The sequence below is a fragment of the Streptantibioticus rubrisoli genome (assembly GCF_024436055.1).
GTDB classification, from domain to species: domain Bacteria; phylum Actinomycetota; class Actinomycetes; order Streptomycetales; family Streptomycetaceae; genus Streptantibioticus_A; species Streptantibioticus_A rubrisoli.
Genome location: NZ_JANFNH010000033.1, coordinates 1 through 25,141, shown reverse-complemented (window position 1 = coordinate 25,141; position 25,141 = coordinate 1). Strand labels below are relative to the sequence as shown.

Genomic DNA, 25,141 nt, shown 5'->3' with positions numbered 1-25,141 from the left:
CTCGACCCGCCTGCCGCTCGGGCCTCCCACCCGTATTGGAGACCCAAGCGGCAGACGGCCGGAGCGTGGGGGCTGTCCGCTACCTGCTCTGCTCCAGTAGCTCCTGGTCGCACTCTCCGGGGCTGGGGTGGCATTCCTCGTGTGCCGTTGCCCAGGGGGGCGGAGTGCGGTCGGCCTCGGCCATCAGTTGGTCGAAGGTTTTGACTTCGGTTCCCGGTATCCGGGATTCGTCCCCGGTGCGCATGCTGTCGTTCCTCCAAGAGCGTGAGGCGGAAGGGCGCTCCAAACATGCCCCCGGCACGCTGGTGGGCGCTCGTTTGAGTGCTCCGAACGGGTGATGCGGGGAAGGTCAGCCCCGGCCGATGTACGGCACGGCGGTGGCCATCACCGTCGCGAACCGCACGTTCGCCTCCAGTGGGAGGGAGGCCATGTGCGGGACGGTGCGGGCCACGTCCGCCACCTCCATCGTCGGCTCGGCCAGCACGCCGGCACCGGTCACCACGGCAACCTTCTGGATTTCGCTCATGCCCCCGCAGGGTAGGCGGTGGGACGATCGACCCCGCACGCCCAAACACGTTCACACAGTCAAACGGAGGGAGCGGGCATGCCGACCGCCGACCCGCTGTCGCACAAGGAGATCGAGGACCAGCTCGCCGAACTGCCCGGCTGGCAGGCCGCGCCGGACGACTCCCGGATCACGCGCACATACCACCTCGCCCATCTGCCCGCCGCGATCTTCGCCGTCCATATCGCCAGAATCCAGGACGAGTTGCAGCATCACTCGGATCTGACGCTGGGGTACGACACCCTGGCGGTGTCGATCTCCACGCACGAGGCGGGCGGCCGGGTCACCGCCAAGGACTTCGAACTCGCCCACCGCATCGACCGGATCGCACCGGAGCACGGGGCGCGGTGACCGTAGTAACCGACATCACCAGCTGAACCGGAATCCTGGGCGGCCGATCGGTGTTCCAGTCACCCATGGACCCCAGGATGACGGAGCCCGGCGCGCCCGGCCACGAGGAGCATGACACCCCGACCGGTACTCAGATCCCCCGGGATGTCGGGCATACCGGGTGTTCCGGGCGTTCCGTAACGTCCATCACCGCCCAGCGCCGCACCGGACTCCTCGTCACCCTCGTCCTCGGCGGCCTCACCGCGCTGCCCCCGCTGTCGATGGACATGTACCTGCCGTCACTGCCCGCGGTCACCACCGCGCTGCGCAGTCCGGCGGCGACGGTACAGCTCACGCTCACCGCGTGCCTGCTCGGTATGGCGCTGGGGCAACTGGTCGTCGGCCCGATGAGCGACCGGTGGGGGCGGCGGCGCCCGCTGCTCATCGGCATGACGGTGTACGTACTGGCCACCGCGGTCTGCGCGTTCGCGCCGAACGTCGAACTCCTCATCGGTTTCCGGTTGTTGCAGGGGCTCGCGGGCGCGGCGGGCATCGTCATCGCCCGCGCCGTGGTGCGTGACCTGTACGACGGCGTGGCGATGGCACGGTTCTTCTCCACCCTGATGCTGATCTCCGGTGCCGCCCCGATCATCGCGCCGTTGATCGGCGGCCAGATCCTGCGCTTCACCGACTGGCGCGGGGTCTTCGTCGTGCTCACCGCCGTCGGCGTCCTGCTCACCCTGCTGGTGCTGCGCCAGCTGCCCGAGACGCTGCCCACCGAGCGGCGGCACGACGGCGGTCTCGGCCAGGCGCTGCGCACCATGCGCGGGCTGCTCGGCGACCGGGTGTTCACCGGGTACATGCTGGCGGGCAGCTTCGCCTTCGCCGCGCTGTTCGCGTACGTCTCCGGCTCGGCGTTCGTCATCCAGGACATCTACGGCGCCTCACCGCAGACGTTCAGCCTGCTGTTCGGGCTGAACTCGATCGGCCTGGTGGCGGTCGGACAGTTCAACGGCAAGGTGCTGGTCGGCCGGGTGCCGCTGGACCGGGCGCTGGGGGCGGGGCTCGCGGTGATCGTCGCGGCGGCGCTGGCGCTGCTGCTGATCACCTCGGGGGTCTTCGGCAGGGCGGGGTTGGTGCCGGTGGCGGTCGCCCTGTTCGTACTGATGTCCGCGATGGGGCTGGCGACGCCGAACACCAACGCCCAGGCGCTGATGCGCACCCCGAACGCGGCGGGTTCGGCGTCCGCGCTGCTCGGCACCAGCCAGTTCCTCATCGGTGCGGTCGCCTCGCCGCTGGTGGGCATCGCGGGCGGGCACACGGCGGTGCCCATGGCGCTGGTCCAGGTGAGTTGCGCGGTGCTGGCGGTCGGCTGCTTCCTCGGGCTGTGCCGCCCCTGGCGCTCCGCCGCGGCTACTGTCGCCGAGTGACCGAAGAACTGGTATGCCAGCTGCGGGCGGCCACCGAACCGGCGCCGGCACACCCCTGGTGCGCGGGCGCCGTGCTGCTCGCCGGGTGCGGCCCGGACGTCGTGGCGCACGAGGCCGTCGGCTGGGCGCTGCGGTACGCCGGGTACGACGCGCGGGCCGACCGGGGCGTGGAACTGCCGCGCGAGCGGTGGATCCCGATGCGCCGGGACACCGTCTTCGACCTGGCGTCGCTCACCAAGCCGTTCACCGCGATCGCGGCGCTCCAGGCGGTCGAACGCGGCGCCATCGCCCTGGACGGCCAAGTCGCCGGATACGCACCGGAGTTGACCGCCGCGGCCGACCACCGGATCACCGTACGCCACCTGCTCACCCACACCTCGGGACTGCGGGCCGAACTGCCGCTCTACGAGTACCGCGACCCCGTGCGGCGGCTGGCCGAGGAGGAGCCGCTGACCGCGCCGGGCAGCGCGTACCGCTACTCCGATCTGAACCCGCTGCTGCTGCAACACGTGCTGGAACGCACCACCGGCCGGTCCCTGGCCCAACTGGTACAGGACGGGATCACCGGGCCGCTGGGCATGACCGCGACCCGCTACTGCCCGCCGCGGTCCTGGCGGCACCGGATCGCCGCCACCGAGGACCAGCGCCGCCCGTGGGGAAAGCTGGACCGCGGGCTGGTGCACGGTTGCGTGCACGACGAGAACGCGTTCGCGATGGCCGGGATCGCCGGGCACGCCGGGCTGTTCTCCACCGCCGCCGACCTCGGCACGCTGTGCCGGGCGCTGCTGGACGGCGGTGCGGGCATCCTCAGCCCCGCCTCGGTGCGGCTGATGGTGGCGGACGCGGGGGTTCCGGGGCGGCCGCGGGGGTTGGGGTTCGAGCTGGACCAGCCTTGGTACATGGGGGAGTTGGCGGGGCCGCGCACTGCCGGGCACACCGGGTTCACCGGTACCAGCATGGTGATCGACTTCGACTCGGGCCGCTATGCGGTGCTGCTCGCCAACGCCGTTCACCCGGTCAGGACCTGGCGGCAGGGCAACGCACCGCGCGCCGCGGTGGCGACCTGGCTGGCCCGACGTGGACGCTGACGTGGACACCGTGCGACCCGGTCAAGAGTTGGCAACGATTGTCATGATGTCGGACCGGAGCTTGGTTGTGAAAATCGTTTCCAGTAATCTTGGGTGCAGCCAGCACTGAGGAGTGTCCCGCGCCATGACCCCCGCGATATACCGTTCCGCCGCACTCGCCCGTATCGCCGCGGGTGGTCTCGTCGTCGTCGCCCTCGCCGCGACCAGCGCCTGCGCCACCTCCGCGCCGAAGTCCAGCGGCGGCAACGCGAGCGCCAGCGGTGACGCCTCCGGCGGCAAGGTGATCCACGTGGTGGCCGCGGAGAACTTCTGGGGCAGCATCGCCGCCCAGCTCGGCGGCAGCCATGCCAAGGTGACCAGCGTCATCACCAACCCGGCCACCGACCCGCACGACTACGAGCCCACCGCCGCCGACGCCCGTACCGTCAGCGGCGCGCAGTACACGATCGTCAACGGCGTCGGCTACGACGCCTGGGCCGACAAGCTGCTGGCCGCCAACCCCGCCGACGGCCGCATCGGCCTCAAGGTCGGCGATCTGGTCGGCGTCAAGCCCGGTGGCAACCCGCACCGCTGGTACTCGCCGGACAACGTCCACCAGGTCATCGAGAAGATCACCGCCGACTACAAGAAGATCGACCCGGCCGACGCCGCCTACTTCGACCAGCGCAAGACCGCCTTCGAGACCACGTCGCTCGGCGAGTACAACCAGTTGGTCTCGCAGATCAAGGCCAAGTACGCGGGCACCCCGATCGGCGCCTCGGAGTCCATCGTCACCCCGCTCGCCGAGGGCCTCGGGCTGAAGATGCTCACCCCCGAGACCTTCCTCGACGCGATCAGCGAGGGCACCGACCCCACCGCGCGGGACAAGGCGACCATCGACCAGCAGATCAAGAACAAGCAGATCAAGATCTACGTCTACAACAGCCAGAACTCCACGCCCGACGTCCAGGCCCAGGTCAACGCGGCCAAGGCGGCCGGTATCCCGGTGACCACGGTCACCGAGACGCTCGACCCGGCGGGCGACACCTTCCAGCAGTGGCAGGTCGGCGAGCTGAAGGGCATCGAGCAGGCGCTGGCCAAGGCAACCGGTAAGTGAAGGTGAGTGAGATGACCGCGGTGACCTCCGGCATACCCGCGCAGACCCGCACCGAGCCCACCGGGCAGCCCGTGCTGAGGTTGCACGACGCGGGCGTGCGGGTCGGCGGACGGACCCTGTGGTCCGGCGTCCAACTGTCCATCGGCGCAGGTGAGTTCACCGCCGTCCTCGGCCCCAACGGGGTCGGCAAGTCCACTTTGATCAAGGCCGTCCTCGGTCTGCAGCCGCTGGCCGAGGGCGAGATACGGGTGCTGGGCCAGGCACCCGGCCAGGCCGGACGGCGGGTCGGCTACCTTCCGCAGCGCCGCAACTTCGACGCCTCGCTGCGTATCCGCGGCACCGACATCGTCGCCATGGGCCTGGACGGTGACCGCTGGGGTGTGCCGCTGCCGCTGCCGGAACGATTCAGCCCCAGGCGGCGGGCGGCCCGCGCCCGGATCGAGGAGGTCATCGAACTCGTCGGGGCCACGAAGTACGCGCACCGGCCGATCGGCCAGTGCTCCGGCGGTGAGCAGCAGCGGCTGCTGATCGCCCAGGCGCTCGTCCGCAGGCCGGAGATCCTGCTGCTGGACGAACCCCTGGACAGCCTCGACCTGCCCAACCAGGCGGCGGTCGCCGCGCTGATCGGCCGGATCTGCCGGGTCGAGGGCGTCTCGGTGATCATGGTGGCGCATGACGTCAACCCGATCCTGGGCTACCTCGACCGGGTGGTCTACCTCGCCGAGGGCGGTGCCGCCACCGGCACCCCGCAGGAGGTCATCACCTCTGAGACGCTGACCCGGCTGTACGGCACACCGATCGAGGTGCTGCGCACCTCCGACGGCCGGCTGGTGGTGGTCGGCCAGCCCGAGGCGCCCGCCCGCCACAGCGACCGGCACGCACCGGCTTCCGCGGAGGAGGCGGACCGTGCCGCTGGCTGACGCCGTGACCACCGCCTGGCCGTGGAATCCGCTCACCGACTTCCAGGTGATGTGGTCCTACCCCTTCATGGTCAACGCCTTCCGGGCAGGGGCGGTCATCGCCGTGCTCGCCGCCGCCGTCGGCTGGTTCGTGGTACTGCGCAGGCAGACCTTCGCCGCGCACAGCCTGTCGGTGGTCGGCTTCCCCGGCGCGTCGGGGGCGGTACTGGTCGGGGTCGCCGCCGGGTACGGCTACTTCGCGTTCTGCGTGGGCGCGGCGGTGCTCATCGCGATGCTGCCCGGCTCGGGGAAGGGACGCGGTGAGGAGTCCGCGCTCACCGGAACCATCCAGGCGTTCCTGCTCGCCTGCGGATTCCTCTTCGTCGCCCTGTACAAGGGGTTCCTCAACGGGGTGAACTCCCTTCTGTTCGGCAGCTTCCTGGGCATCACCACCAGCCAGGTGCTGCTGCTGACCGTGGTCGCGGCGGTCGTGCTGTGCGTACTGGCCGTCATCGGGCGGCCGTTGCTGTTCGCCTCCGTGGACGAGTCGGTGGCCGCCGCGCGCGGGCTGCCGGTACGTGCGCTGTCCACCGTCTTCATGGTGCTGCTCGGCGCGGCGACCGCCGAGGCCAGCCAGATCACCGGCTCGCTGCTGGTCTTCGCGCTGTTGGTGCTGCCCGCCGCGACCGCCCAAGTCCTCACACCACGGCCGGGGTTGAGCCTGGTACTGGCCATGGTCATCGGACTGGTGGTGACCTGGCTGGGGCTGACCGTGGCGTACTTCTCGCCGTATCCGGTCGGCTTCTACGTCACGACCTTCGCCTTCGGCGGGTACGTACTGGCCCGGCTGGTGGCCGTCGTCCGGCAGGCGTCGCTGGTGCGGCGCGGCCCGCTGCTCAGGAGTGCCGTATGAGCGCCTTCGCGCATCCGTTCTTCCTGCACGCCGTGCTGGCCGGTACGGCGATCGCCGCCGCGGCCGGGCTCGCCGGGTACTTCCTGGTGCTGCGGGCGCAGGTGTTCACCGGGGACGCGCTCAGCCACACCGCGTTCACCGGTGCGCTGGCGGCGCTGGCCCTCGGGTGGGACCTGCGGATCGGGCTGTTCGTCAGCACCATCGGGGTGGCGCTGCTGCTGGGGTTCCTCGGGCGCCGGGGGCGGTCGGACGACGTGGCCATCGGCGGGGTCTTCTCGTGGATCCTCGGGCTCGGGGTGTTCTTCCTGACGCTCTACACCACGACGCGGTCGACGGCGAACGGCGGGGCCGGGGTGAGCGTGCTGTTCGGGTCGATCTTCGGGCTGTCGGCCTCGGCCGCGTGGACGGCGGTGTCGGTGGCCGCGGTGCTGTGCGCCGTGTTGCTGGCCGTTGCGCGGCCGTTGCTGTTCGCCTCGCTCGACGAGGCGGTGGCCGCCGCCCGTGGCGTGCCGGTGCGGGTGCTCGGGCTCGTCTTCCTCGCCGTTGTCGGGGCGTGTGCGGCGGAGGCCACCCAGGCGGTGGGATCGCTGCTGCTGCTCGGGCTGCTGGCGGCTCCGGCTGGGGCCGCGCAGCGACTCACCGATTCGCCGTACCGGGCGCTGGGACTCTCCGCCGCGCTGGCGGTCGCGGAGATGTGGGCCGGGCTCGCGGTGGGGTACGCGGTGCCCAGCGTTCCGCCCAGCTTCGGCATCCTCGCGGCGGGGGCCTTGGTCTACGGCCTGACGTTCGTCCCCCTGCCCAGGTTGGCCCGTCCGCTGGGGGCGGGGTGACCACCTCGGCCGTCGCGGGTGCGCGGACCCGCGGCGTACGGCGTCGGGGGCGTACCCCGGCCGCACCTTCCCGGGCCTGAGGGAACGTAGGGTGGAGGCGTGAACGCCCTCACCCCCGTCCCCGCGCCCGCTGACGGCGACCTGCGTGCCGCGCTGCGCCGCGGTCTGGAGGCCGCCCAAGAGCCGCTGCCGCCGCGCCAGACCGCGGCGGCCGTCGAGCGGCTGATCGCGCACTACCGGGGGCGGACGCCCACTGACAGCCCGGTGCTGCGGGACCGGGCGGATGTCGCGGCGTACGCGGCGTACCGGATGCCCGCCACCTTCGAGGCGGTACGGGCGGCGCTCGCGGCCTTCCGCGCCCGGGCGGGCGAGTGGTCGCCGAAGGCACATGTCGACATAGGCGGCGGCACCGGCGCCGCCACCTGGGCGGTGGCCGACGCCTGGCCGGAAGGCCCGCACACCACCACCGTGCTGGACTGGGCCCAGCCCGCCCTGGACCTCGGCCGCACCCTGGCCGCCGAGGCCCCGCACCCGTCCCTGCGCCAGGCCGAATGGCACCGCCAGCCGATCGGCGCGGCCCTCGCACTGCCGCCCAGCGACCTGGTCACCATCAGCTACGTACTCGGTGAACTCACCGAAGCCGACCGGGAGTTGGTGGTCGCCACGGCGGCCCGCGCCGCGCACACCGTGCTCGTCGTGGAACCCGGCACCCCCGACGGCTACCGCAGGATCCTGCGCGCCCGCCAGCAGCTCGTCGACGAGGGGCTGAGCGTCGTCGCACCCTGCCCGCACAACGGCGAATGCCCGGTGCGGGACCCCGACTGGTGCCACTTCGCGGCAAGGGTCAACCGCTCCTCGCTGCACCGCCAGGTCAAGGGCGGCTCCCTGCCGTACGAGGACGAGAAGTTCAGCTATGTGGCGGCGATGCGCGACCCCGTCCCCCCGGCGGAGAGCCGAGTGGTGCGGCATCCGCAGATCCGCAAGGGCCTGGTCCTGCTGGACCTGTGCACCCGCGACGAGGGCCTGCGCCGCACCACCGTCTCCAAGCGGCACGGCGACCTGTACCGCGCCGCCCGCCACGCCGAGTGGGGCGACGCGTGGCCGCGGTAGCGCCCCGAAAGGGGCGCGGGGCTGTGTTCATGTGCGGCTCCGCCGCATGGGCGCGACCAGCCACAACGGCGCTGCGGACGACCGAGGGCACACCGCCGCACTGCCGGCGGAGCGCTCAGCGGCCGAGGACCGACATCGCCGCGTTGTGGCCGGGGATGCCGCTTACGCCCCCGCCGCGTACCGCGCCCGCGCCGCACAGCAGGACGTTGGGGTGGGCGGTCTCCACACCCCAGCGGCCGGTCTGCGGTGTGGCGTACGGCCAGGACAGGTCGCGGTGGAAGATGTGGCCGCCGGGAAGCGCGACCTCCCGCTCCAGGTCGAGCGGGGACTTGGCCTCGATGCACGGGCGTCCCTCGGCGTCCACCGCCAGGCACTCCTCGATGGGCTCGGCGAGCACCGCGTCCAGTTGCGACAGCGTCGCCTTCAGCAGTTCCTCCTTCGTCGCGGCGGGATCGGCGGCGAACAGCCGGGCGGGGGTGAGCAGTCCGAACAGGGTGAGGGTGTGCCAGCCGTCCGCGGCCAGTTCGGGGGAGAGGATGGACGGGTCGGTCAGCGAGTGGCAGTAGATCTCCGAGGGCGGTGCGGCGGGCAGCGTACCGTCGGCCGTCTGACGGTAGGCGTCCGCCAGGTTGCGGTACCCCTCGGCGATGTGGAACGTGCCGGAGAACGCCGCGCGGGGGTCGACCGCGGTGTCCCGCAGTCGCGGTAGCCGCCGCAGCAGCATGTTGACCTTGAGCTGTGACCCCTCCGGCTTCGCCGGGGCCGGATCGCCCAGCAGTCCGGCGAGCGCGTGCGGGGAGACGGCGGCCAGGACGTGCCGGGTCTCGACCCGGCCTTCGGCGAAGCTGACCTCGGCCCGGGTGCCGTCGGTGGCGATGCCGGTCGCCGCGCAGCCGGTGACGATCTCGGCCCCGGCAGCGCGGGCCGCGTCGGCCAGAGTGTCGGTCAACGCGCCCATGCCGCCCACCGGAACGTTCCAGTCGCCGGTGCCGCCGCCGATCACGTGGTACAGGAAGCAGCGGTTCTGCACCAGTGACGGATCGTGGGCGTGGCTGTACGTGCCGATCAGGGCGTCGGTCAGTACGACACCGCGCACCAGGTCGTCGGCGAAGTACGACTCCACCGTCTCGCCCAGCGGACGCTCGAACAGCGCCTGCCACGCGGCGGGTTCGTCCACCAGCCGGGCCAACTCGGCGCGGGACGGCAGCGGTTCGGTGAGCGTCGGGAAGACCCGCTCGGCGACCCGGCGCGTCATCCCGTAGAACTCCTGCCATGCCGCGAAGTCCCGGCCAGAGCCGGTGAGTTGGGCGAAGCCCTCCCGGGTGCGCGCCGGATCACCGCCGTCCACCAGCAGCCCGCCGCCACGGCCATCCGGGGTGTACGAGGAGATCCGCCGCGGCCGTACCGTGAACCGCAGCCCCAGATCCTGGACGATCTTCCGCGGCAGCAGGCTGACCAGGTACGAGTACCGGGACAGCCGGGCGTCCACGCCCGGGTACGCCCGGGTGGACACGGCAGCCCCGCCGGTCACCGGCAGCCGTTCCAGTACCAGCACCGAGCGCCCGGCGCGGGCGAGATAGGCGGCGGCGGTCAGTCCGTTGTGGCCGCCGCCGACGATGACCGCGTCGTAGTAGGGGTGGTCCGGCACTGCGCTCATCCGCGCGGCTCCCTTGGTTCCGGTCCCGTCCGTCCAGCCTGTCGAGCCGAACGTACCTCCGTTCAGCAGCGCAGTTCCATGGTCGCGCACTTCACGCTGCCGCCCGCCTTGTGCAGTTCCGACACATCGACGCCGATGGGCTCGAAGCCGCGGTCGCGCAGCGGCTGGAACAGGCCGGTGGCGGCGAGCGGCAGCAGCACATGGCGTCCGTCGCTGACCGCGTTCAGGCCCAGCGCCGCCGCGTCCTCCTCAGTGGCGATCAGCGCGTCCGGGAACAGGCGGCGCAGCACCGCCTGGCTGCCGGGGGAGAACGCCTGCGGGTAGTACATGATCTCGTCGCCGTCCAGCACGCCCAGCGCGGTGTCCAGGTGGTAGTAGCGCGGGTCCACCAACTCCAGGCCGATCACCGGGCGGCCGAAGAACTCCTGTGCCTCGGCGCGCACTTGCGGACTGCTGCGGAATCCGGCGCCCGCCAGGATCCAGGACGCGGTGGCGGTGAAGTCGCCCTCGCCCTCGTTGATGTGCTCGGGCTCGTGGACCTCGGTGAAGCCGTGGCCACGGAACCAGGCGAGGTGCGCGGGCGCCTCGCCCCTGCGTTCGGCGTTGGCGAACTTGGCGCCGAAGACCCGCCCGTCGATGACCGTCGCACCGTTGGCCGCGAACACCATGTCCGGCAGGCCGGGCACCGGGTCGAGCACGTCGACGCGGTGTCCCAGCGACATATAGCGGTCCCGAAGGTCCTCCCACTGGAAGAGGGCGATCGCGGGGTCCACCGGCTTGTCCGGATCCATCCAGGGATTGATGGAGTAGCTGACCCGGTAGTGGTCCGGTGGGCACATCAGATAACGCCGGGGCGTGGCGACACGTTCTGTGCGCAATGCGGGCTCCTCGCCGTTGAGGCTCCGATGGACGCTCGGCCGGGGACCGGGGGCAGGCCCCCGGGAAACGCGGCCGCGCACAAATGGTCCACCCGCGGGGCGGGAAAAACACCGATCCGTTCGGGTGGTTCTTCCCGCGCCCGGCGGCGCAATCGCCGTACCCGCGCGCCGGGTTACCCGGCGAAGGCCAGTGCCAGGTCGGCGAAGACCGCGCTGTTCAGCGTGAACGCGCGTCGGCACTCCTCGACCACCCGGTCCCGCTCCGATTCGTCCACCGGTAGCGCGTCGAGGAGTTCGCGGTACTCCCGTTTGAAGGCGGCCGGGTTGTCGATGCCCTCGAAGACGTAGAACCGCACACCGTCGCCCTTGCGCTGGAAGCCCCAACTGCGTTCCGCGACGCTCCGGATGACCTGGCCGCCGGAGAGGTCACCGAGGTAGCGGGTGTAGTGGTGGGCGACATAGCCCGCGGGCCAGGCGGCGGCCACCTCGGCGATGCGGTCCCGGTACGCGATGGTCGCGGGCAGCGGTGCCGCCGTGCGCCAGTCGGGCCCGCGCAGATGCTCCAGGTCCCGCTCCAACTCGGCCACCCGCAGCAGCCCGGGGTGTATGAACGGCCCGGCGACCGGGTCGGCGGCCAGTGCGTCGGCCGCGTCCTCCAACGCGCGGTAGACGAACCACAGTTGCTCGGTGTAGCGGGCGTACGCCTCCACGCCCAGCCGTCCGCCGAGCAGGTCGGCCATGAACGCGGACTCCTCCGCCTGCGTGTGCTGGGCGTGCGTCGCGGAGCGGATCAGATCGGAGAAGCGAGAGCACTGGGTCGCGGTCACACGGGCCTCCATCGGCTACGGCACGGCTGCGGCGCGCTGGCGGCGCCGCGGTGCGGCACGCACCGACGACTTGCCGACAGGCTGTCGGTAAAAGGCTACACCGGCTGGTGATCCATTCGGTATCGCTCATCCGGGGGACTGAAAGGGATTCGGCCATTTACCGCGCCGCGGCCGCACGCACGTCACTCCACGCTCACCGCCACCGCTGACGCCACCCCGCGTTCACGCGGCCGACACACAGGGAGCAGGATGGAAGTGCATCCGGCGAAACGCTCACCGACGAGAGGGGTTCTATGGAACGCAGAGGCAGGATGTCCGAGTGGCTGCGCCGCCGCCCACGGTCCACCGGCGACAGAACCCGTGCCTCGGCCCCCGACCGGGACGCGCTCCTGCTCGGAGCCGCGGCCGCGTCGTTCCCGGTGGCACCGGCCGCCCACCCGTCCGGCTTCAGCTGTTCCTGTGACCGGATCGGCTGTCCCACGCCGGGCATGCACCCGGTCTCGTTCGCCTGGCAGACCCAGGCCACCACCGACTCCGAGCAGATCTCCCGCTGGCTGGCCGCCCAGCCGCTGGCCAACTTCATCACCGCCACCGGCACCAACCACGACGTGCTGGACGTGCCCGCCGCCGCGGGGGCGATCGCGTTGCGCCGCCTGGACGCGGAGGGCGTACCGACCGGCCCGGTGGCGCGCTACGGCTCCGACCGGATGCTGTTCTTCACCGCCACCCGGGGCACCCCGGCGGACGAGGACGAATGGTGGCCGTGCGAGCTGGACTGCCACCCGGAGACCCTCGACGAGCATCCCGGACTGCGCTGGCACTGCCGGGGCAGCTATGTGCTGCTGCCGCCGTCCCGGCTGCCGGACGGCTCTGTGGTGGACTGGGCCCGGCCGCCCGACCTTCCGCTACCTGACCCGCTGCCGCTGCTCGCCGTGCTCACCGACGCGTGCGCCCAGGTCGCCGCCGAGGAGCCGCACCCGCAGGCGGCCGGGGGCTGGCTCTCCGGGCGGTAGCACCAGGGCGCACAGGGGCGCTCACCTGCCACAGGAGGACCGCTGACCAGGCGCCTGACTAGGCGCCGCTGGCCGAAACCAGACCCTCGATCCGGTTGAGGAAGACCACCTTCGCGCCCGAATCCGACCGCGCGGGCACCTTCACGACCTGTTCCGCCACCTTGAACAAGGTCACCGACTTGTTCGGTGTCCCGGTCAGCAGCGCGTTGATGTTCGGATCCTTGATCACCACCGGACCCTTGGCCACCGTCTGCTTCATCTCGTGACGTGTGGTGAAGAACACCAGCGCCCCGCCGTCCTTCAACCGCAGCGCCACCGGGGCGTACTGCGCCGGATCGGCGGGCTCGTCCGCGAACTGGGTCACCACCTGGGGGGTCGGCGCGTACTGGGTGCGCCGCTGGGCGCGCAGGGCAGAGGTCTGGTCGCCCTGGGCGAACGCCGTGGAGCCCTTGTCGCCCTGTTGGAGGTACGCGGTGTACTGGGCGCCCAACTCGCCCGGCTGGACCAGCAGATCGGTGCCGTCGACCGGCACGGGCACCGCGTAGCCCTGCCCGTCGGTCGCGAAGTCCGGCAACTGACCGGGGGCCAGCACCGACAGGTACGACGCCTTCCACGGGTCGTTCACGCTGTCGCGGGTGAAGACCAGCAACCAGCGGTTGCTGTCCCGGTTGGTGGCGGTGTCCGCGACGAACCATTTCGGCCAGCCGCGCTCCCGTGGGACCAGGAACCGGCTGTCGCTGAACCGCAGCGGCTGGTAACCGGGGTTCCCCGACGGGCTGTTGACGTGCCGGGCCTTGATCCCGGCGCCGTCGATGGCGCCCAACGCCCCGGTCTCCACCTGGGCGTTGAGCGACGGGTCCAGCTTGGTGTTGGCGTCGTTGACCACCTGGGCGAAGTGGTCGAGCGCGGCCGGGGCGTCGGCCTTCCTGACCGCCGGGACGACCGCCTGCGCGCCGTGCACGGTGACGCAGCCGGTCGCCGAGAGCGCCAGCAGCGCAAGCGCCGCCAGGCTGGGCAGCCTGCGGCGTGGCCGTATGGACAGCGGGGTCATGGCCGACGGGCTCCTTCGTGGGTTGCTGTAGTGGCGTGACCGCCGGTTCGCGGCGTCGTGGTCGCTCGCCGTCGCGGCGGGACGTTCTTACCGCGGCAGCGTCCGGCAACTCCTGCCGGGCGGACGCTACGGCAGCGTCAACACCTCGGCACCGGTCTCCGTCACCACCAGCGTGTGCTCGAACTGGGCGGTGCGCTTGCGGTCCTTGGTGACCACCGTCCAGCCGTCCTCCCAGATGTCGTACTCGTACGTGCCCAGGGTGAGCATCGGCTCGATGGTGAACGTCATGCCGGGCCGGATCACGGTGGTCGCCCGCGGGTCGTCGTAGTGCGGGATGATCAGCCCGGAGTGGAACGAGGAGTTGATCCCGTGGCCGGTGAAGTCCCGTACCACGCCGTAGCCGAAGCGCTTGGCGTACGACTCGATGACCCGGCCGATGATGTTGATCTGGCGGCCCGGCCTGACCGCCTTGATCGCCCGGTTCAGCGACTCCCGGGTGCGCTCCACCAGCAGCCGCGACTCCTCGTCGACCTCGCCGCACAGGTAGGTGGCGTTGGTGTCGCCGTGCACGCCGTGGATGTAGGCGGTGACGTCCAGGTTGACGATGTCGCCATCGCGCAGTTCGGTGGAGTCCGGGATGCCGTGGCAGATCACCTCGTTGAGCGAGGTGCAGATGGACTTGGGGAAACCGCGGTAGCCGAGGTCCGAAGGGTAGGCCTGGTGGTCGCACATGTACTCGTGCGCGATCCGGTCGAGTTCGTCGGTTGTGGTCCCGGGCTTGATCGCCTTGGCGGCCTCCTCCATCGCCCGGGCGGCGATGCGGGAGGCGACGCGCATCTTCTCGATCGTCTCGGGGTCCTGCACCTCCGGTCCGGTGTACGGGGTGGGGGCGGGCTTGCCCACGTACTCCGGGCGCGGGATCGAGGCGGGCACTCGGCGGGGCGGCGAGATGGTGCCGGGAACGAGAAGCGACTGGCCAGACATGCCAGTGAGTCTATCGGCGCCGCACAATCGAAGCTGCGGCCGCGCGGCACCTCGGGCGGCGGGACGGTAACGAACGCAGCAGGAGGGCGGCATGGCACTGTTCAGGCGCAAGAAGGCGACCGGGAAGCCCGGCGAGTGGTTCTACTGCCTCAAGCACGGCAAGGTCGAGGAGGGGCCGGAGTGCCCGGCCCTTGACCGGCTGGGCCCGTACCCCACCGCCGCCGAGGCGGGGCGGGCCATCGCCACCGCCGAGGAGCGCAACGAGGAGTGGGAGCAGGACCCGCGCTGGAACGACCAGGGCGGCTCCGCCCCTCGAGGTACCGGGAGCTGACCGCCCTTCCGGCGGATTGCCTGCGGGGGCGCGGTCGTTCGGACACCGCGGTCCGCGCCGCGGGGGGCGCTGGCCGCTCCGCTGGGAGTGCGGGGATATGCCGTCGTTCGTCCGCAGCGCCGTTGTGGCTGGTCGCGCCCACGCGGCGGACCCGCACGTGAAGACGGCCCCGCCCCCTTCAGGGCACCACCGAACCGCGGCGGACCCGAGCCTGCCTCCCGCGAGGTTGGCTGGCAGGATCGCCGTATGACTACTGATGCGAACACCCCTGACGGCGCCGCCGCGGCCAAGCCCGCGGCCAAGGACCCCTGGGACCTGCCGGACGTCTCCGGTCTGGTCGTTGGCGTGCTGGGCGGCACCGGCGACCAGGGGCGCGGTCTGGCGTACCGGCTGGCGAAGGCCGGGCAGCAGGTGATCATCGGCTCCCGCAGCGCCGAGCGGGCCCAGGCCGCGGCCGAGGAACTGGGCCTGGGGGTACGGGGTCTGGACAACGCCGAGTGCGCCCGGGCCAGCGACATCGTGATCGTCGCGGTACCGTGGGACGGGCACGCCAAGACCCTCCAGGCGCTGCGCGAGGAACTGGCGGGCAAGCTGGTGATCGACTGCGTCAACCCGCTGGGCTTCGACAAGAAGGGCGCCTACGCGCTGAAGCCGGAGGAGGGCAGCGCCGCCGAGCAGGCGGCCGCGCTGCTGCCGGACTCCCGGGTCACCGCCGCCTTCCACCACCTGTCCGCGGTGCTGCTCCAGGACCCGGCGGTGGAACGGATCGACACCGATGTGATGGTGCTGGGCGAGAGCCGGGCGGACACCGACATCGTGCAGGCGCTGGCCGCGCGGATCCCGGGGATGCGCGGGATCTTCGCCGGGCGGCTGCGCAACGCCCACCAGGTGGAGTCGCTGGTGGCCAACCTGATCTCGGTCAACCGCCGCTACAAGGCGCACGCGGGCCTGCGCGTCACCGACGTGTAGCCACCGCCGCCGTGTGGGGGGCATGGGTCAGAATGGGGTGAGTCGTCACCGACCACCCACCCGAGGAGCCCCGCCCATGCCCCGCCTCGCGCTGTTCGCCATCGCCGTCTGCGTGCTCGCCGTAGCCGCCGCCGTGGTCTCCTTCGTCCGGGGCAGCTTCCTGGGGGTCGTCTGGGTGCTGATGGCGGGCGTGTCCAGCAACATGGCGTGGTACTACCTGCGCAAGGCCAAGGCCGACCGGGCCGCCGCCGAGCCGGTCAGCCAGTAGCGGGCGAGCCCTTCCAGAACTGGAAGAGGCGGTAGCCGTACGCCGAGTACACATCCGGGATGTGGAAGGCGCGCATGATCGCGTCGATGACGGTCCAGAACACGGTGTTGATCTCCGGGATCCACAGGCAGCCGAAGACCGCGATCAGACCGAACGGGGCGTACGGCTCGATCTGGCGGCGCACCCGGTACGACAGCCACGGCTCGATGACGCCGTAGCCGTCGAGTCCCGGCACCGGCAGGAAGTTGAGGATCGCCGCCGTCAGCTGGAGCATCGCCAGGAACGCCAACGCGGCCAGGAACGGCGTCGGCGCCCAGTTCAGCCCGCCCAGTGTGAACGGCAGCATCAGGGCGAGTGCGAAGGCGACGTTGGTCAGCGGTCCCGCGGCCGAGATCAGGCTGTGCCTCCAGCGGCCCCGGATCCGGCCGCGCTCGATGAACACCGCGCCGCCCGGCAGCCCGATGCCGCCCAGGATGACGAAGATCACCGGCAGCACGATGCTCAGCGCCGCATGGGTGTACCGCAGCGGGTTCAAGGTCAGATAGCCCTTGGCGCCCACCGTGATGTCGCCGCCGTGCAGCGCGGTACGGGCGTGCGCGTACTCGTGCAGGCACAGCGAGACGATCCAGCCGCAGACCACGAACAGGAAGACCGCGAAACCGGGGTTGGCCGCGAAGCCGTGCCACACCGCCCATCCGGCGACGAGCATGATCGCGACCAGCCCCAGGAACACGGGGGAGACCTGTCGGTCGTGGCGGGTGGTTGCGGTGACCATGCGGGAAGCTCCATCGGGTACGGGAGGTGATCGGCTCCCGACCGTACAGGCTGATCCGGCGCCGCGTTGTGTCCGGCACCTCGGAAACGTCCGGTCACGGGGTTCGGTTCCATGACCGGACGCGTGGCCCGCGTCAGGTCCTGCCGCGGAACTTCGCCACCGCCAGCGGCGCGGTCACCACGGTGATGCCCACCGCCCAGGCCACCGTGATCAGCGCCGAATGGGCCACCGGCCCGCCGTTGAACAGGCCCCGGTTGGCGTCGGCCAGCGCCGAGAGCGGATTGACCTTGGTGAAGGCCTGGAGCCAACCGGGCATGGTGGTCGGCTTGGCGAAGATCGAGCTGCCGAACTGCAACGGCATCAGCACCAGCATGGCCACCCCCTGGATCGCCTGTGTGGACTTCATGACCAGCCCCAGCAGGATGAAGATCCACATCAGTGAGGCGCCGAACACCAGCGCCAGCCCCACCGCGGCGAGCAGGTTCAGCGCCGAGGTGTCGATGCTCAGCCCCAGCGCGAAGCCCATCACCAGCAGGATCGCGGTGGCGACCAGCATCCGGCCGATCTCCACCACGATCTTCGCGATCAGCACCGAGGAGCGCGCTATCGGCATGGTCCGGAAGCGGTCCATCACGCCGGTCTTGAAGTCGGTGTTGATGCCCGTGCCGACGCCCATCGCGATGTTCATGCCGATCATCGCCATCATGCCGGGGATCACGTAGTTGACGTAGGCGTGCTGGTTGCCGGAGACCGCGCCGCCGAAGACGTAGACGAACAGCAGCGTGAAGACCACCGGCATCAGCAGGACGTCGAACATCGACTCCGGGTCCTGCTTGATCTGCAGCAGGTTGCGGCGGGCCAGCGCCCCGATGTGCCGCAGGTTGGCCCGCGGCCCGATGCGGCCCTCGTACGCCACGGCGCTCATGCGGCGACCTCCAACTCGTTCGCTTCCGCGGTCTTCTGGCCGGTGAGGGCCAGGAACACCTCGTCCAGGCTGGGCAGATGGGTGCCGATACCGGCGATGGAGAAGCCGTGCGACCCCAACAGGCCGACGACGGCGGTCAGTTGCTCATCGCTGACGATGGGCACGTACACCGCGCCCTCCGCCTCGTCGGCGGTCGCCCCCGCGATGCCGTCCAGACCGGCCTGGGCCAACGCGGCCACCATCAGCGGCAGTTCGGCGCGGTCACCGGGGGTGATCCGCAGGGTGCGGCCGCCCACCTTCGCCTTCAGCGCGTCGATCCGGCCCTCGGCGATCACCCGGCCGCGGTCGATCACCGTCAGTTCGTCGGCGAGCTGCTCGGCCTCCTCCATGTACTGCGTGGTCAGCAACACGGTGGCGCCGTCGGCCACCATCCGCTGGACCTCCTCCCACACCTCGTTGCGGGTGCGCGGATCGAGCCCGGTGGTGGGCTCGTCCAGGTAGAGCACCGCGGGGCGGCCGATCATGCTGGCGGCCAGGTCGAGCCGTCGGCGCATGCCGCCCGAGTACTGCATCGCCGGACGCCGGGCCGCCTCGGTCAGTGAGAAGCGCTCCAGCATCTCGTCCGCGCGGGCCCTGGCCTGCTTGCGGGACAGGTCGAGCAGCCGCCCGATCATGTAGAGGTTCTCCCGGCCGGACAGCTTCTCGTCCACCGACGCGTACTGGCCGGTCAGCCCGATCACCCGGCGCAGCTGCCGGGGCTGGGCCAGCACGTCGTACCCGGCGACCCGGGCGGTGCCGGCGTCCGGCCGGATCAGCGTGGACAGGATCCGTACCAGGGTGGTCTTCCCGGCACCGTTCGGGCCGAGCACACCCAGCACGGTGCCCTGGGACACCTGGAGGTCCACCCCGTCGAGCGCCCTGGTCTCGCCGAACTGCTTGGCCAGGCCCCGTACTTCCACGGCGTTGCCGCCGCCACTGGTCGTCTTGAGCGGTTTCATGCGACCACGTTCGCCGACGCCACCGACAGGGCGGTGACAAGCCCCGACAGGGCACTGACAAGCCGCTGACAGGTGTCGGGGCGGACCCCGGCACCACCGCCACGAGCCACGACGCGGAATCCACCGGACCGGCGCCGCGCGCCAAGCAGGGCGGGCGAAGTCCGCCGCGCTCCGAAGGGGGCGCGGGGCTGTGTTCATGTGCGGCTCCGCCGCGTGGGCGCGACCAGCCACCATGCCGCCGCAGACGATCGACGGCACATCGCCGCACCCCCAGCGGAGCGCTCAGGCCTTCACCGAGACCAGCTTCTCGCCCTTGGAGGTGACCACGTCGAAGTGGGAGATGGCGGACGGGGGCATCGCGGTGGAGCCCTTCAGGTCCAGCGGTTGCGGATGTTCGTCGGTGCCGTAGCCCTGGCCGGAGACCGTCCAGCTGGCGATGGTCTCCTGGCGGCCGTCCTTGCCGACCACCACCAGATGGCAGGTGCGCGGGCCGTAGACGTAGGACAGTCGCAGGTCGATCTGGGTGCCCCAGGGCCTGCCGGTCATCCCGACGGTGGCCGACGCCCCGCTCACCGGGTCGGTCGCGGTGCGCTGGAACGCCGCGGCCTGCACACCGGAGACCACGGGCTCCCCCTGGGTGGCGAGCACGGCCGCGGTCGGACCGGCGACGATCAGCACGGCGGCGGCCACCGCCGTCAGCCGCCGGCGGCGCACCCTGGTCCTGCGCTGCGCCGCCACCTCGCCCAGCAGCCGGTCCAGCATCGCCTCGCCCGGCGGCTCGGGCACTCCCGCACCGCCCAGCTCCGCCAACACCGGTACCACACCGCCGAGTTCGTCCAACCGCCTGGCGCAGATGTCGCACTCCGCGAGGTGCTGCTCGAACCGGTCCATCTCGGCGTCGTCCAGCACGCCGAGCAGATACGCGCCGACATCGGTGTGCGGGTCCGGCTGTGCGTACTCGGTCACGAGGTCACCCCTCTCTCCTCCAGTGCGATCCGCAGGCTGCGCAGCGCGTAGTAGATCCGGGACCGTACGGTGCCCGGCGGCACCCCCAGCACCCGGGCGGTCTCGTTGGTGTCCCGGCCCTTGAAGTACGTCTCCACCAGCACCTGGCGGTGAGCGGGCGTCAGGTCGGCCAGCGCGTCCGAGATCGTCATCAGCCGTAGCGCGCGGTCGAGTTCGTCGGTGGCGGGCACCTGCTCCAGGTCGGCGCCGCGGTCCTCGGCCGGGCGGGCCAGCCGACCGCGGTGCGCGTCGATCACCACCCGGCGGGCGACGGTCACCAGCCACGGCCGCAGGCCCCGCCCGGTGGGATCCAGCTGGGAGGCGTTGCGCCAGGCGCGCAGCAGGGTCTCCTGCACCACGTCCTCGGCGAGGTAGCGGTCCCCGGCCACCAGGCGCAGCACATAGGCCATCAGCGGACCCGCGTGATCGCGGTAGAGCGCCCGCATCAGTTCGTCCTCCGAGCCGCGGCCCGGGAAGCGACGGCGTTCCACGCTGGCATCCTCGCGCAGGCTGGCGCCGAGGTCGACCTGAAGCACCAGTGGGCCACCTTCCGTACGTCACCGTGGGTTCACCAGGACATACGGCAGGTGGCCCGGCTTTGCTCAACGATCAGTGGAAGCTGTGCTCCGGCGCCGGGTACGCCCCGCCGACCACCTCGTCGGCGAACGACCTGGCCGCGTCCCCGAGCACCTCACGCAGCCGTGCGTACTGCTTGACGAAGCGCGGCAGCCGCCCGCCGGTCATCCCCGCCATGTCGGTCCACACCAGCACCTGCGCGTCGCACTCCGGGCCCGCGCCGATGCCGACGGTGGGCACGTGCAGCATGGTGGTGACCTCGGCGGCCAGCTCGGCCGGTACCAGCTCCAGCACCACGGCGAACGCGCCCGCGTCCTGCACCGCCTTGGCGTCCCGCAGCAGCTGCTGCGCCGCCTCCTCGCCCCGGCCCTGCACCGGGTAGCCACCGAACGCGTTCACCGACTGCGGGGTCAGGCCGATGTGCGCCATCACCGGGATGCCGGACGAGACCAGCAGCTCGATCTGGTGGGCGGAGCGTTCGCCGCCCTCCAGCTTCACGGCGCCCACCCCGGCCTCCTTGACCAGCCGGGTGGCGTTGCGCAGCGCCTGCGTCGGGCCCTCCTGGTACGAGCCGAACGGCAGGTCGCCGACGATCAGCGCGCGCCTGGTGCCGCGCACCACGGCGGCGGACAGCATGGTGATCTCGTCCATGGTGACCGGGACCGTGCTGTCGTAGCCGAGGTGACAGTTGCCCATGGAGTCACCGACCAGCAGCACCGGTATGCCCGCCTCGTCGAAGACGGAGGCGGTCATGGCGTCGTACGCGGTGAGCATCGGCCACTTCTCGCCGCGCTGCTTGGCTGCGGCGATGTCTCGCACGGTGATGCGGCGGGTACCCGTCCCTCCGTACAGCGCCTTGCTGCTGTCGGATTGCTTTTGGGCAGCCTCAACGTACGTCATGGAAAGGCTCCTGTTCGTGTCTCGAAGCGCCCTGACGGCGTCTCCGGATCGCTTCCCATGCTGACATGCCGTGGCGGCGGCCGAAAGGCCGGTGCGGTCGGACGTCCGGCTTTGCCCGCCATTTACGATACGAGACGGATTCGTATCGTAAGCCGGTCTAGCGTGGCCACCATGCCCGCAGATGACGCAGCCGTGACCTCGTCCACCACGCGGATCCCCGAAGCGGTGCACCGGCGCCGCTGGGCCATCCTGGCCGTGCTGCTGCTCAGCCTGCTCGTCGTCGTGCTCGACAACTCGATCCTCAACGTGGCGATGAAGACCATCGCCCAGCCCAGGCCCACCGGCCTGGGCGCCACCCAGAGCGAGTTGGAGTGGGCGATCAACGCCTACACGCTGGTCTTCGCCGGGCTGCTGTTCACCGCCGGACTGCTCGGTGACCGGCTGGGCCGCAAGAAGGTGCTGCTGTTCGGCATGGTGGTGTTCGGCACCGGCTCGGTGCTCTCGGCGGAGGCCGCATCCCCCGTCCAACTCGTCGGGTTCCGGGCGGTGATGGGGCTCGGCGCGGCGTTCGTCATGCCGTCCACGCTGGCGATCATCATGAACGTCTTCGAACGCGACGAGCAGCCCAAGGCCATCGGCATCTGGACCGGCTCGGTGGGTTTCGCCATCGCCCTCGGCCCGATCGCGGGCGGACTGCTGCTCCAGCACTTCTGGTGGGGCTCGGTCTTCTTCACCAACGTGCCGATCGTGCTGATCGCGCTGGTCATGATGTCGTTCCTGGTCCCCGACTCCCGGGACCCGCACCCCGGACGGCTGGACCCGCTGGGCGTGCTGCTGTCCGTCGTCGGCCTGGTGCTGCTGGTCTACGGGATCATCAAGGGCGGCCAGCTGGCCGACTTCGGCACGCCCAGGTCCTGGGTGTCCATGCTGGGCGGACTCGCCGTGCTCACCGTCTTCGTGCTGTACGAGCGGCGCAGCAGCCATCCCGCCTTCGACGTCGGGTACTTCCGCGACCGGCGGTTCTCCGCCTCGGTGGTCACCATCGGGCTGGTGTTCTTCGCGCTGATGGGCGTGACGTTCTTCTTCGTCTTCTACACCCAGAGCGTGCGCGGGTTCAGCCCGCTGCAGTCGGGCCTGCTGCTGCTTCCGCTGGCCTCGGCGCAGATCATCTTCGCGCCGCGGGCCCGGCTGGTCGTCGACCGGTTCGGCGCCCGCGCGGTGTGCACCGGGGGCATGCTGCTGACCTCGGCGGCGTTCCTGGGCTTCCTGCTGCTGGGGCGGTCGACTCCGGTGTGGGTGCTGGAAGTCGTCTTCTTCGTGATGGGTACGGCGATGGCCCACGTCATGCCCCCCGCCACCGTCATGATCATGTCGTCGCTGCCGCGTGAGAAGGCCGGATCCGGGTCCGCGGTCAACAACACCTTCCGGCAGGTGGGCGGGGCGGTCGGGGTCGCCGTACTGGGCTCGGTGCTGTCCACCGTCTACCGGCACAGCATCCGCGGCCAGCTCGCCGCGGTGCCCGGGCTTCCGGCGCACGTACAACACGCGGCGGGCGAGTCGGTCGAGGCCACGTTGGGCGTGGCGCAGCGGTTGGGGCCGGTGGGCCAGACGCTGGTCGGACCGGCTGACGAGGCGTTCATCCACGCCATGCACGCCACCGCCGTCGGCTCCGCGGCCGTCGCTCTCCTCGGCGCCGCGGTGGCCTGGCTGTTCCTGCCGCACCGCGGCCCCGTGCGCCCGCCAGCCACCGAACCGGAGAAGTCGGCGGCGCGGAGCGGGGCATAGCGGGGGATGAGGACACGGGGACGCCCGCGCAGCGCCGCCGCGGACAGTTCGATCGTGGAGACCGTGCTGCGGCTGCTGGAGGAGGGAACGACGCTCGGCGAGCTGTCCATGGAGCGCATCGCCCGCTCCGCCGGAGTCGGCAAGGCGACCGTCTACCGCCGCTGGGCCAACAAGGACGCCCTGCTGATGGACGTGGTGCGGGCGGTCGACGAGCCCCTCCCGCCGCTGGCCGGGTCGTCGGTGCGCGACGATCTGGTGGCCCTGCTGGAGGTGACGCGTCGGCACGCGTCGGCCGAACGCTCCTCGGCGGTGCTGCGCACCGTGATCGGCCACGCCCAGCACAGCCCTGAGCTGTGGCGGCGGTACCACGACACGGTGGTGCGCACCCGGTGCGAGGCGATGTGCGCGGTGCTGCGGCGCGGGGTGCGCACCGGGGAGATCCGCGACGACCTCGACGTACGGCTGCTCGCCGACCTGTTCGCCGGGCCGGTGCTGGCCCGTGCGCTGCTGTGCGAGCGGGCTTGCCTGGAGGACGGGTTGGCGGAGCGGATCGTGGACGCGGTGCTGGACGGGGTACGGCCGGGGGGCCGTACCCCGGTTCGGCCGGGTAGTCCGGTTCGGCCGGGGTGAGCTGGCGCGGCTGGTGGGCGGGGAGGGGTGGGCAGGGTGCTGGTCCCGCGTCTGGTGCGGGCGAGCGTGCTGGTCCGGGCCTGATGCGCGGAAAGTGACGGGAGCGTGCTGGTTCGGCCGTCGAATATGCGCATCGTGTCACAGCCGCCGGATGGGGACCGTGGGCGGAAACCGCCATGTCAGCCGGTCCGTCCCCTCAGATGAGCGCCGTACCCCCGTCCGCTTCAGCGGCGGAACACGGGCCGTCGTCCCCTGAGGGGCCGACCGCGGTCGGCGCGTTCGGACAGGCACGCGAACAGATGAGGACCCAACCCATGGCCCAGGCGGACACGGCGCACGGTCAGCGCGAGGGGCACGAGCCGCGCCCGAGCCGCCCCGCGATCCACTGGCGGGACGGTGGCATCTGGCGGCGCGGTTGGGCCGTCGCCGCGATCGCCCTGCTCGTGGGGCTGCTGATGGTCTTCCACGCCAGCGTTCCCAACCGCGTCGGCAACCTGGGCAGCCTGTTCGAGACGTTCCTGCCCTGGACCGGACTCGTCGTCCCGGTGCTGCTGGGCCTCGCCCTGGTGCGGCGCTCGGCGACCGCGCTGGTCGCGCTCGTAGTGCCCGCGCTGGCGTGGGTGAACCTCTTCGGCGGGCTGCTGCTCGACAGGTCCTCCAGCGGCGGCAACCTCACCGTCGTCAGCCACAACGTCAACGCCGACAACCCGGACCCGGCGGCCACCGCCAGGGACATCGCGGGCTCGGGTGCCGACATCGTCGCCCTGGAGGAACTGGCCGGGAACGCGCTGCCGGTCTACGAGCGGGGACTGTCGGGCACCTACCGCTACCACGAGGTGGAGGGCACGGTCGCGGTGTGGAGCAAGTACCCGCTCCATGACACCCGGCCGGTGGACATCCGGCTCGGCTGGGTCCGGGCGCTGCGCACCACGGTGGCCACGCCGCAGGGCGCGGTGGCGGTCTACGTGGCGCACATGCCGTCGGTCCGGGTGCGGTTGGACAGCGGGTTCACCGCCGGGCAGCGCGACCGCAGCGCGGTCGCGCTGGGGAACGCGATAGCCCGTGAACCACAGCGCAGGGTGGTCCTGCTCGGGGACCTCAACGGGACGATGAACGACCGGAGCCTGTCGCCGATCACCGCCCAGTTGCGGTCCGCGCAGGGCGCGGCGGGAGACGGGTTCGGACTCACCTGGCCCGCGGCGTTTCCCATGGCGCGTATCGACCAGATCATGGTGCGGGGTGTCGTCCCGACGCGGTCCTGGGTGCTGCCGGACACCGGTAGCGATCATCTGCCGGTGGGGGCGACGC

General features: G+C 71.4%; 27 protein-coding genes and 1 pseudogene. 15 read left to right on the top strand and 13 right to left on the bottom strand.

What is annotated here, in order from left to right; all coding sequences use genetic code 11:
* Nucleotides 1-79: 79 nt before the first annotated feature.
* Nucleotides 80-244, bottom strand: a complete 165-nt coding sequence (locus NON19_RS23250) for a hypothetical protein (protein WP_255930904.1) — start codon at nt 242-244, stop codon at nt 80-82.
* Nucleotides 245-349: 105 nt separating this feature from the next.
* Nucleotides 350-484: pseudogene (locus tag NON19_RS23245) on the bottom strand (3-oxoacyl-ACP reductase); the annotation flags it as partial.
* 120 nt (nt 485-604) lie between these two features.
* Between NON19_RS23245 and NON19_RS23240 the strand changes: the two are divergent.
* From NON19_RS23240 to NON19_RS23205, 8 genes are all read left to right on the top strand, one after another.
* Entirely contained in the window at nt 605-916 is a 312-nt protein-coding gene (locus NON19_RS23240) for a 4a-hydroxytetrahydrobiopterin dehydratase (RefSeq protein WP_255930902.1), read from the top strand.
* A 77-nt stretch (nt 917-993) separates the two neighbouring features.
* Complete coding sequence (locus tag NON19_RS23235) at nt 994-2,325, top strand: multidrug effflux MFS transporter (RefSeq protein WP_255930900.1); 1,332 nt, start codon at nt 994-996, stop codon at nt 2,323-2,325.
* Nucleotides 2,322-3,413, top strand: a complete 1,092-nt coding sequence (locus NON19_RS23230; RefSeq protein ID WP_255930898.1) for a serine hydrolase domain-containing protein — start codon at nt 2,322-2,324, stop codon at nt 3,411-3,413. Before NON19_RS23235 ends, NON19_RS23230 begins: the two co-directional genes overlap by 4 nt.
* A 124-nt stretch (nt 3,414-3,537) precedes the next feature.
* On the top strand, nt 3,538-4,509 hold the full coding sequence (locus NON19_RS23225) for a metal ABC transporter solute-binding protein, Zn/Mn family (protein ID WP_255930896.1): 972 nt from the start codon (nt 3,538-3,540) through the stop codon (nt 4,507-4,509).
* 11 nt (nt 4,510-4,520) lie between these two features.
* The gene (locus NON19_RS23220; protein WP_255930894.1) at nt 4,521-5,429 is read left to right on the top strand and encodes a metal ABC transporter ATP-binding protein; all 909 of its coding nucleotides are present in this window, start codon (nt 4,521-4,523) and stop codon (nt 5,427-5,429) included.
* The gene (locus NON19_RS23215) at nt 5,416-6,321 is read left to right on the top strand and encodes a metal ABC transporter permease (protein ID WP_255930892.1); all 906 of its coding nucleotides are present in this window, start codon (nt 5,416-5,418) and stop codon (nt 6,319-6,321) included. Before NON19_RS23220 ends, NON19_RS23215 begins: the two co-directional genes overlap by 14 nt.
* Nucleotides 6,318-7,151: a metal ABC transporter permease gene (locus NON19_RS23210; RefSeq protein WP_255930890.1), complete on the top strand. Its 834-nt coding sequence runs from the start codon at nt 6,318-6,320 to the stop codon at nt 7,149-7,151. The genes NON19_RS23215 and NON19_RS23210 overlap by 4 nt, the downstream gene beginning before the upstream one ends.
* Before the next feature lie 99 nt (nt 7,152-7,250).
* Complete coding sequence (locus tag NON19_RS23205) at nt 7,251-8,261, top strand: small ribosomal subunit Rsm22 family protein (RefSeq protein ID WP_372514243.1); 1,011 nt, start codon at nt 7,251-7,253, stop codon at nt 8,259-8,261.
* 115 nt (nt 8,262-8,376) lie between these two features.
* On the opposite strand, the gene NON19_RS23200 is transcribed toward NON19_RS23205, so the two are convergent.
* The 3 genes from NON19_RS23200 to NON19_RS23190 all read right to left on the bottom strand — a co-directional run bounded on the left by NON19_RS23200 (nt 8,377) and on the right by NON19_RS23190 (nt 11,635).
* The gene (locus NON19_RS23200) at nt 8,377-9,918 is read right to left on the bottom strand and encodes a phytoene desaturase family protein (protein ID WP_255930888.1); all 1,542 of its coding nucleotides are present in this window, start codon (nt 9,916-9,918) and stop codon (nt 8,377-8,379) included.
* Between the two features lie 62 nt (nt 9,919-9,980).
* A complete protein-coding gene (gene ddaH, locus NON19_RS23195) occupies nt 9,981-10,796 on the bottom strand; it encodes a dimethylargininase (RefSeq protein WP_372514242.1) in 816 nt (271 codons plus the stop codon).
* Nucleotides 10,797-10,969: 173 nt separating this feature from the next.
* Nucleotides 10,970-11,635 carry a biliverdin-producing heme oxygenase gene (locus NON19_RS23190; RefSeq protein WP_255930885.1) on the bottom strand — a complete coding sequence of 222 codons (666 nt, stop codon included), beginning with the start codon at nt 11,633-11,635 and terminating at the stop codon, nt 10,970-10,972.
* 281 nt (nt 11,636-11,916) lie between these two features.
* Here NON19_RS23190 and NON19_RS23185 point away from each other — a divergent pair, with 281 nt between their 5' ends.
* The gene (locus NON19_RS23185) at nt 11,917-12,636 is read left to right on the top strand and encodes a bifunctional DNA primase/polymerase (RefSeq protein WP_255930883.1); all 720 of its coding nucleotides are present in this window, start codon (nt 11,917-11,919) and stop codon (nt 12,634-12,636) included.
* Nucleotides 12,637-12,694: 58 nt separating this feature from the next.
* On the opposite strand, the gene NON19_RS23180 is transcribed toward NON19_RS23185, so the two are convergent.
* Both NON19_RS23180 and map read right to left on the bottom strand, forming a co-directional pair.
* Complete coding sequence (locus NON19_RS23180) at nt 12,695-13,687, bottom strand: SCO2278 family lipoprotein (RefSeq protein WP_255930881.1); 993 nt, start codon at nt 13,685-13,687, stop codon at nt 12,695-12,697.
* Between the two features lie 126 nt (nt 13,688-13,813).
* A complete protein-coding gene (gene map, locus NON19_RS23175) occupies nt 13,814-14,671 on the bottom strand; it encodes a type I methionyl aminopeptidase (RefSeq protein ID WP_255930879.1) in 858 nt (285 codons plus the stop codon).
* Nucleotides 14,672-14,762: 91 nt separating this feature from the next.
* Here map and NON19_RS23170 point away from each other — a divergent pair, with 91 nt between their 5' ends.
* From NON19_RS23170 to NON19_RS23160, 3 genes are all read left to right on the top strand, one after another.
* Complete coding sequence (locus NON19_RS23170) at nt 14,763-15,002, top strand: hypothetical protein (RefSeq protein ID WP_255930877.1); 240 nt, start codon at nt 14,763-14,765, stop codon at nt 15,000-15,002.
* 246 nt (nt 15,003-15,248) lie between these two features.
* Entirely contained in the window at nt 15,249-15,971 is a 723-nt protein-coding gene (gene npdG, locus NON19_RS23165; protein ID WP_255930875.1) for an NADPH-dependent F420 reductase, read from the top strand.
* A gap of 76 nt (nt 15,972-16,047) precedes the next feature.
* Nucleotides 16,048-16,239, top strand: coding sequence for a hypothetical protein (locus tag NON19_RS23160; RefSeq protein ID WP_255930873.1), 192 nt, complete (start codon nt 16,048-16,050; stop codon nt 16,237-16,239).
* Here NON19_RS23160 and NON19_RS23155 read toward each other — a convergent pair.
* From NON19_RS23155 to panB, 6 genes are all read right to left on the bottom strand, one after another.
* Nucleotides 16,229-17,014, bottom strand: coding sequence for a site-2 protease family protein (locus NON19_RS23155; protein WP_255930871.1), 786 nt, complete (start codon nt 17,012-17,014; stop codon nt 16,229-16,231). The two genes, NON19_RS23160 and NON19_RS23155, sit on opposite strands and share 11 nt — an antisense overlap.
* Nucleotides 17,015-17,147: 133 nt before the next feature.
* Nucleotides 17,148-17,939 (bottom strand): ABC transporter permease, encoded by a 792-nt coding sequence (locus tag NON19_RS23150; protein WP_255930869.1) that lies wholly within the window; start codon nt 17,937-17,939, stop codon nt 17,148-17,150.
* On the bottom strand, nt 17,936-18,937 hold the full coding sequence (locus tag NON19_RS23145; protein ID WP_255930867.1) for an ATP-binding cassette domain-containing protein: 1,002 nt from the start codon (nt 18,935-18,937) through the stop codon (nt 17,936-17,938). Before NON19_RS23145 ends, NON19_RS23150 begins: the two co-directional genes overlap by 4 nt.
* Nucleotides 18,938-19,219: 282 nt before the next feature.
* Nucleotides 19,220-19,903, bottom strand: a complete 684-nt coding sequence (locus NON19_RS23140; RefSeq protein ID WP_255930865.1) for an anti-sigma factor family protein — start codon at nt 19,901-19,903, stop codon at nt 19,220-19,222.
* The gene (locus NON19_RS23135) at nt 19,900-20,451 is read right to left on the bottom strand and encodes a sigma-70 family RNA polymerase sigma factor (RefSeq protein ID WP_303654206.1); all 552 of its coding nucleotides are present in this window, start codon (nt 20,449-20,451) and stop codon (nt 19,900-19,902) included. Before NON19_RS23135 ends, NON19_RS23140 begins: the two co-directional genes overlap by 4 nt.
* Nucleotides 20,452-20,551: 100 nt before the next feature.
* Nucleotides 20,552-21,418, bottom strand: coding sequence for a 3-methyl-2-oxobutanoate hydroxymethyltransferase (gene panB / locus NON19_RS23130; RefSeq protein ID WP_255930863.1), 867 nt, complete (start codon nt 21,416-21,418; stop codon nt 20,552-20,554).
* Between the two features lie 171 nt (nt 21,419-21,589).
* Between panB and NON19_RS23125 the strand changes: the two genes are divergently transcribed.
* The 3 genes from NON19_RS23125 to NON19_RS23115 form a co-directional block, all read left to right on the top strand.
* Nucleotides 21,590-23,203, top strand: coding sequence for an MFS transporter (locus tag NON19_RS23125; protein WP_255930862.1), 1,614 nt, complete (start codon nt 21,590-21,592; stop codon nt 23,201-23,203).
* Nucleotides 23,204-23,257: 54 nt separating this feature from the next.
* Nucleotides 23,258-23,833, top strand: coding sequence for a TetR/AcrR family transcriptional regulator (locus tag NON19_RS23120; protein WP_308213720.1), 576 nt, complete (start codon nt 23,258-23,260; stop codon nt 23,831-23,833).
* Between the two features lie 314 nt (nt 23,834-24,147).
* A partial coding sequence (locus NON19_RS23115) for an endonuclease/exonuclease/phosphatase family protein (RefSeq protein WP_255930860.1) occupies nt 24,148-25,141 on the top strand: 994 nt, incomplete at its 3' end.

What these genes read in the sequence shown, in the direction of transcription:
- NON19_RS23250 (WP_255930904.1), bottom strand. Translation starts at nt 244, where the DNA reads ATGCGCACCGGGGACGAATCCCGGATACCGGGAACCGAAGTCAAAACC.
- NON19_RS23240 (WP_255930902.1), top strand. Translation starts at nt 605, where the DNA reads ATGCCGACCGCCGACCCGCTGTCGCACAAGGAGATCGAGGACCAGCTC.
- NON19_RS23235 (WP_255930900.1), top strand. Translation starts at nt 994, where the DNA reads ATGACGGAGCCCGGCGCGCCCGGCCACGAGGAGCATGACACCCCGACC.
- NON19_RS23225 (WP_255930896.1), top strand. Translation starts at nt 3,538, where the DNA reads ATGACCCCCGCGATATACCGTTCCGCCGCACTCGCCCGTATCGCCGCG.
- NON19_RS23220 (WP_255930894.1), top strand. Translation starts at nt 4,521, where the DNA reads ATGACCGCGGTGACCTCCGGCATACCCGCGCAGACCCGCACCGAGCCC.
- NON19_RS23210 (WP_255930890.1), top strand. Translation starts at nt 6,318, where the DNA reads ATGAGCGCCTTCGCGCATCCGTTCTTCCTGCACGCCGTGCTGGCCGGT.
- NON19_RS23200 (WP_255930888.1), bottom strand. Translation starts at nt 9,918, where the DNA reads ATGAGCGCAGTGCCGGACCACCCCTACTACGACGCGGTCATCGTCGGC.
- NON19_RS23190 (WP_255930885.1), bottom strand. Translation starts at nt 11,635, where the DNA reads ATGGAGGCCCGTGTGACCGCGACCCAGTGCTCTCGCTTCTCCGATCTG.
- NON19_RS23185 (WP_255930883.1), top strand. Translation starts at nt 11,917, where the DNA reads ATGGAACGCAGAGGCAGGATGTCCGAGTGGCTGCGCCGCCGCCCACGG.
- NON19_RS23180 (WP_255930881.1), bottom strand. Translation starts at nt 13,687, where the DNA reads ATGACCCCGCTGTCCATACGGCCACGCCGCAGGCTGCCCAGCCTGGCG.
- map (WP_255930879.1), bottom strand. Translation starts at nt 14,671, where the DNA reads ATGTCTGGCCAGTCGCTTCTCGTTCCCGGCACCATCTCGCCGCCCCGC.
- NON19_RS23170 (WP_255930877.1), top strand. Translation starts at nt 14,763, where the DNA reads ATGGCACTGTTCAGGCGCAAGAAGGCGACCGGGAAGCCCGGCGAGTGG.
- npdG (WP_255930875.1), top strand. Translation starts at nt 15,249, where the DNA reads ATGACTACTGATGCGAACACCCCTGACGGCGCCGCCGCGGCCAAGCCC.
- NON19_RS23160 (WP_255930873.1), top strand. Translation starts at nt 16,048, where the DNA reads ATGCCCCGCCTCGCGCTGTTCGCCATCGCCGTCTGCGTGCTCGCCGTA.
- NON19_RS23155 (WP_255930871.1), bottom strand. Translation starts at nt 17,014, where the DNA reads ATGGTCACCGCAACCACCCGCCACGACCGACAGGTCTCCCCCGTGTTC.
- NON19_RS23150 (WP_255930869.1), bottom strand. Translation starts at nt 17,939, where the DNA reads ATGAGCGCCGTGGCGTACGAGGGCCGCATCGGGCCGCGGGCCAACCTG.
- NON19_RS23145 (WP_255930867.1), bottom strand. Translation starts at nt 18,937, where the DNA reads ATGAAACCGCTCAAGACGACCAGTGGCGGCGGCAACGCCGTGGAAGTA.
- panB (WP_255930863.1), bottom strand. Translation starts at nt 21,418, where the DNA reads ATGACGTACGTTGAGGCTGCCCAAAAGCAATCCGACAGCAGCAAGGCG.
- NON19_RS23125 (WP_255930862.1), top strand. Translation starts at nt 21,590, where the DNA reads ATGCCCGCAGATGACGCAGCCGTGACCTCGTCCACCACGCGGATCCCC.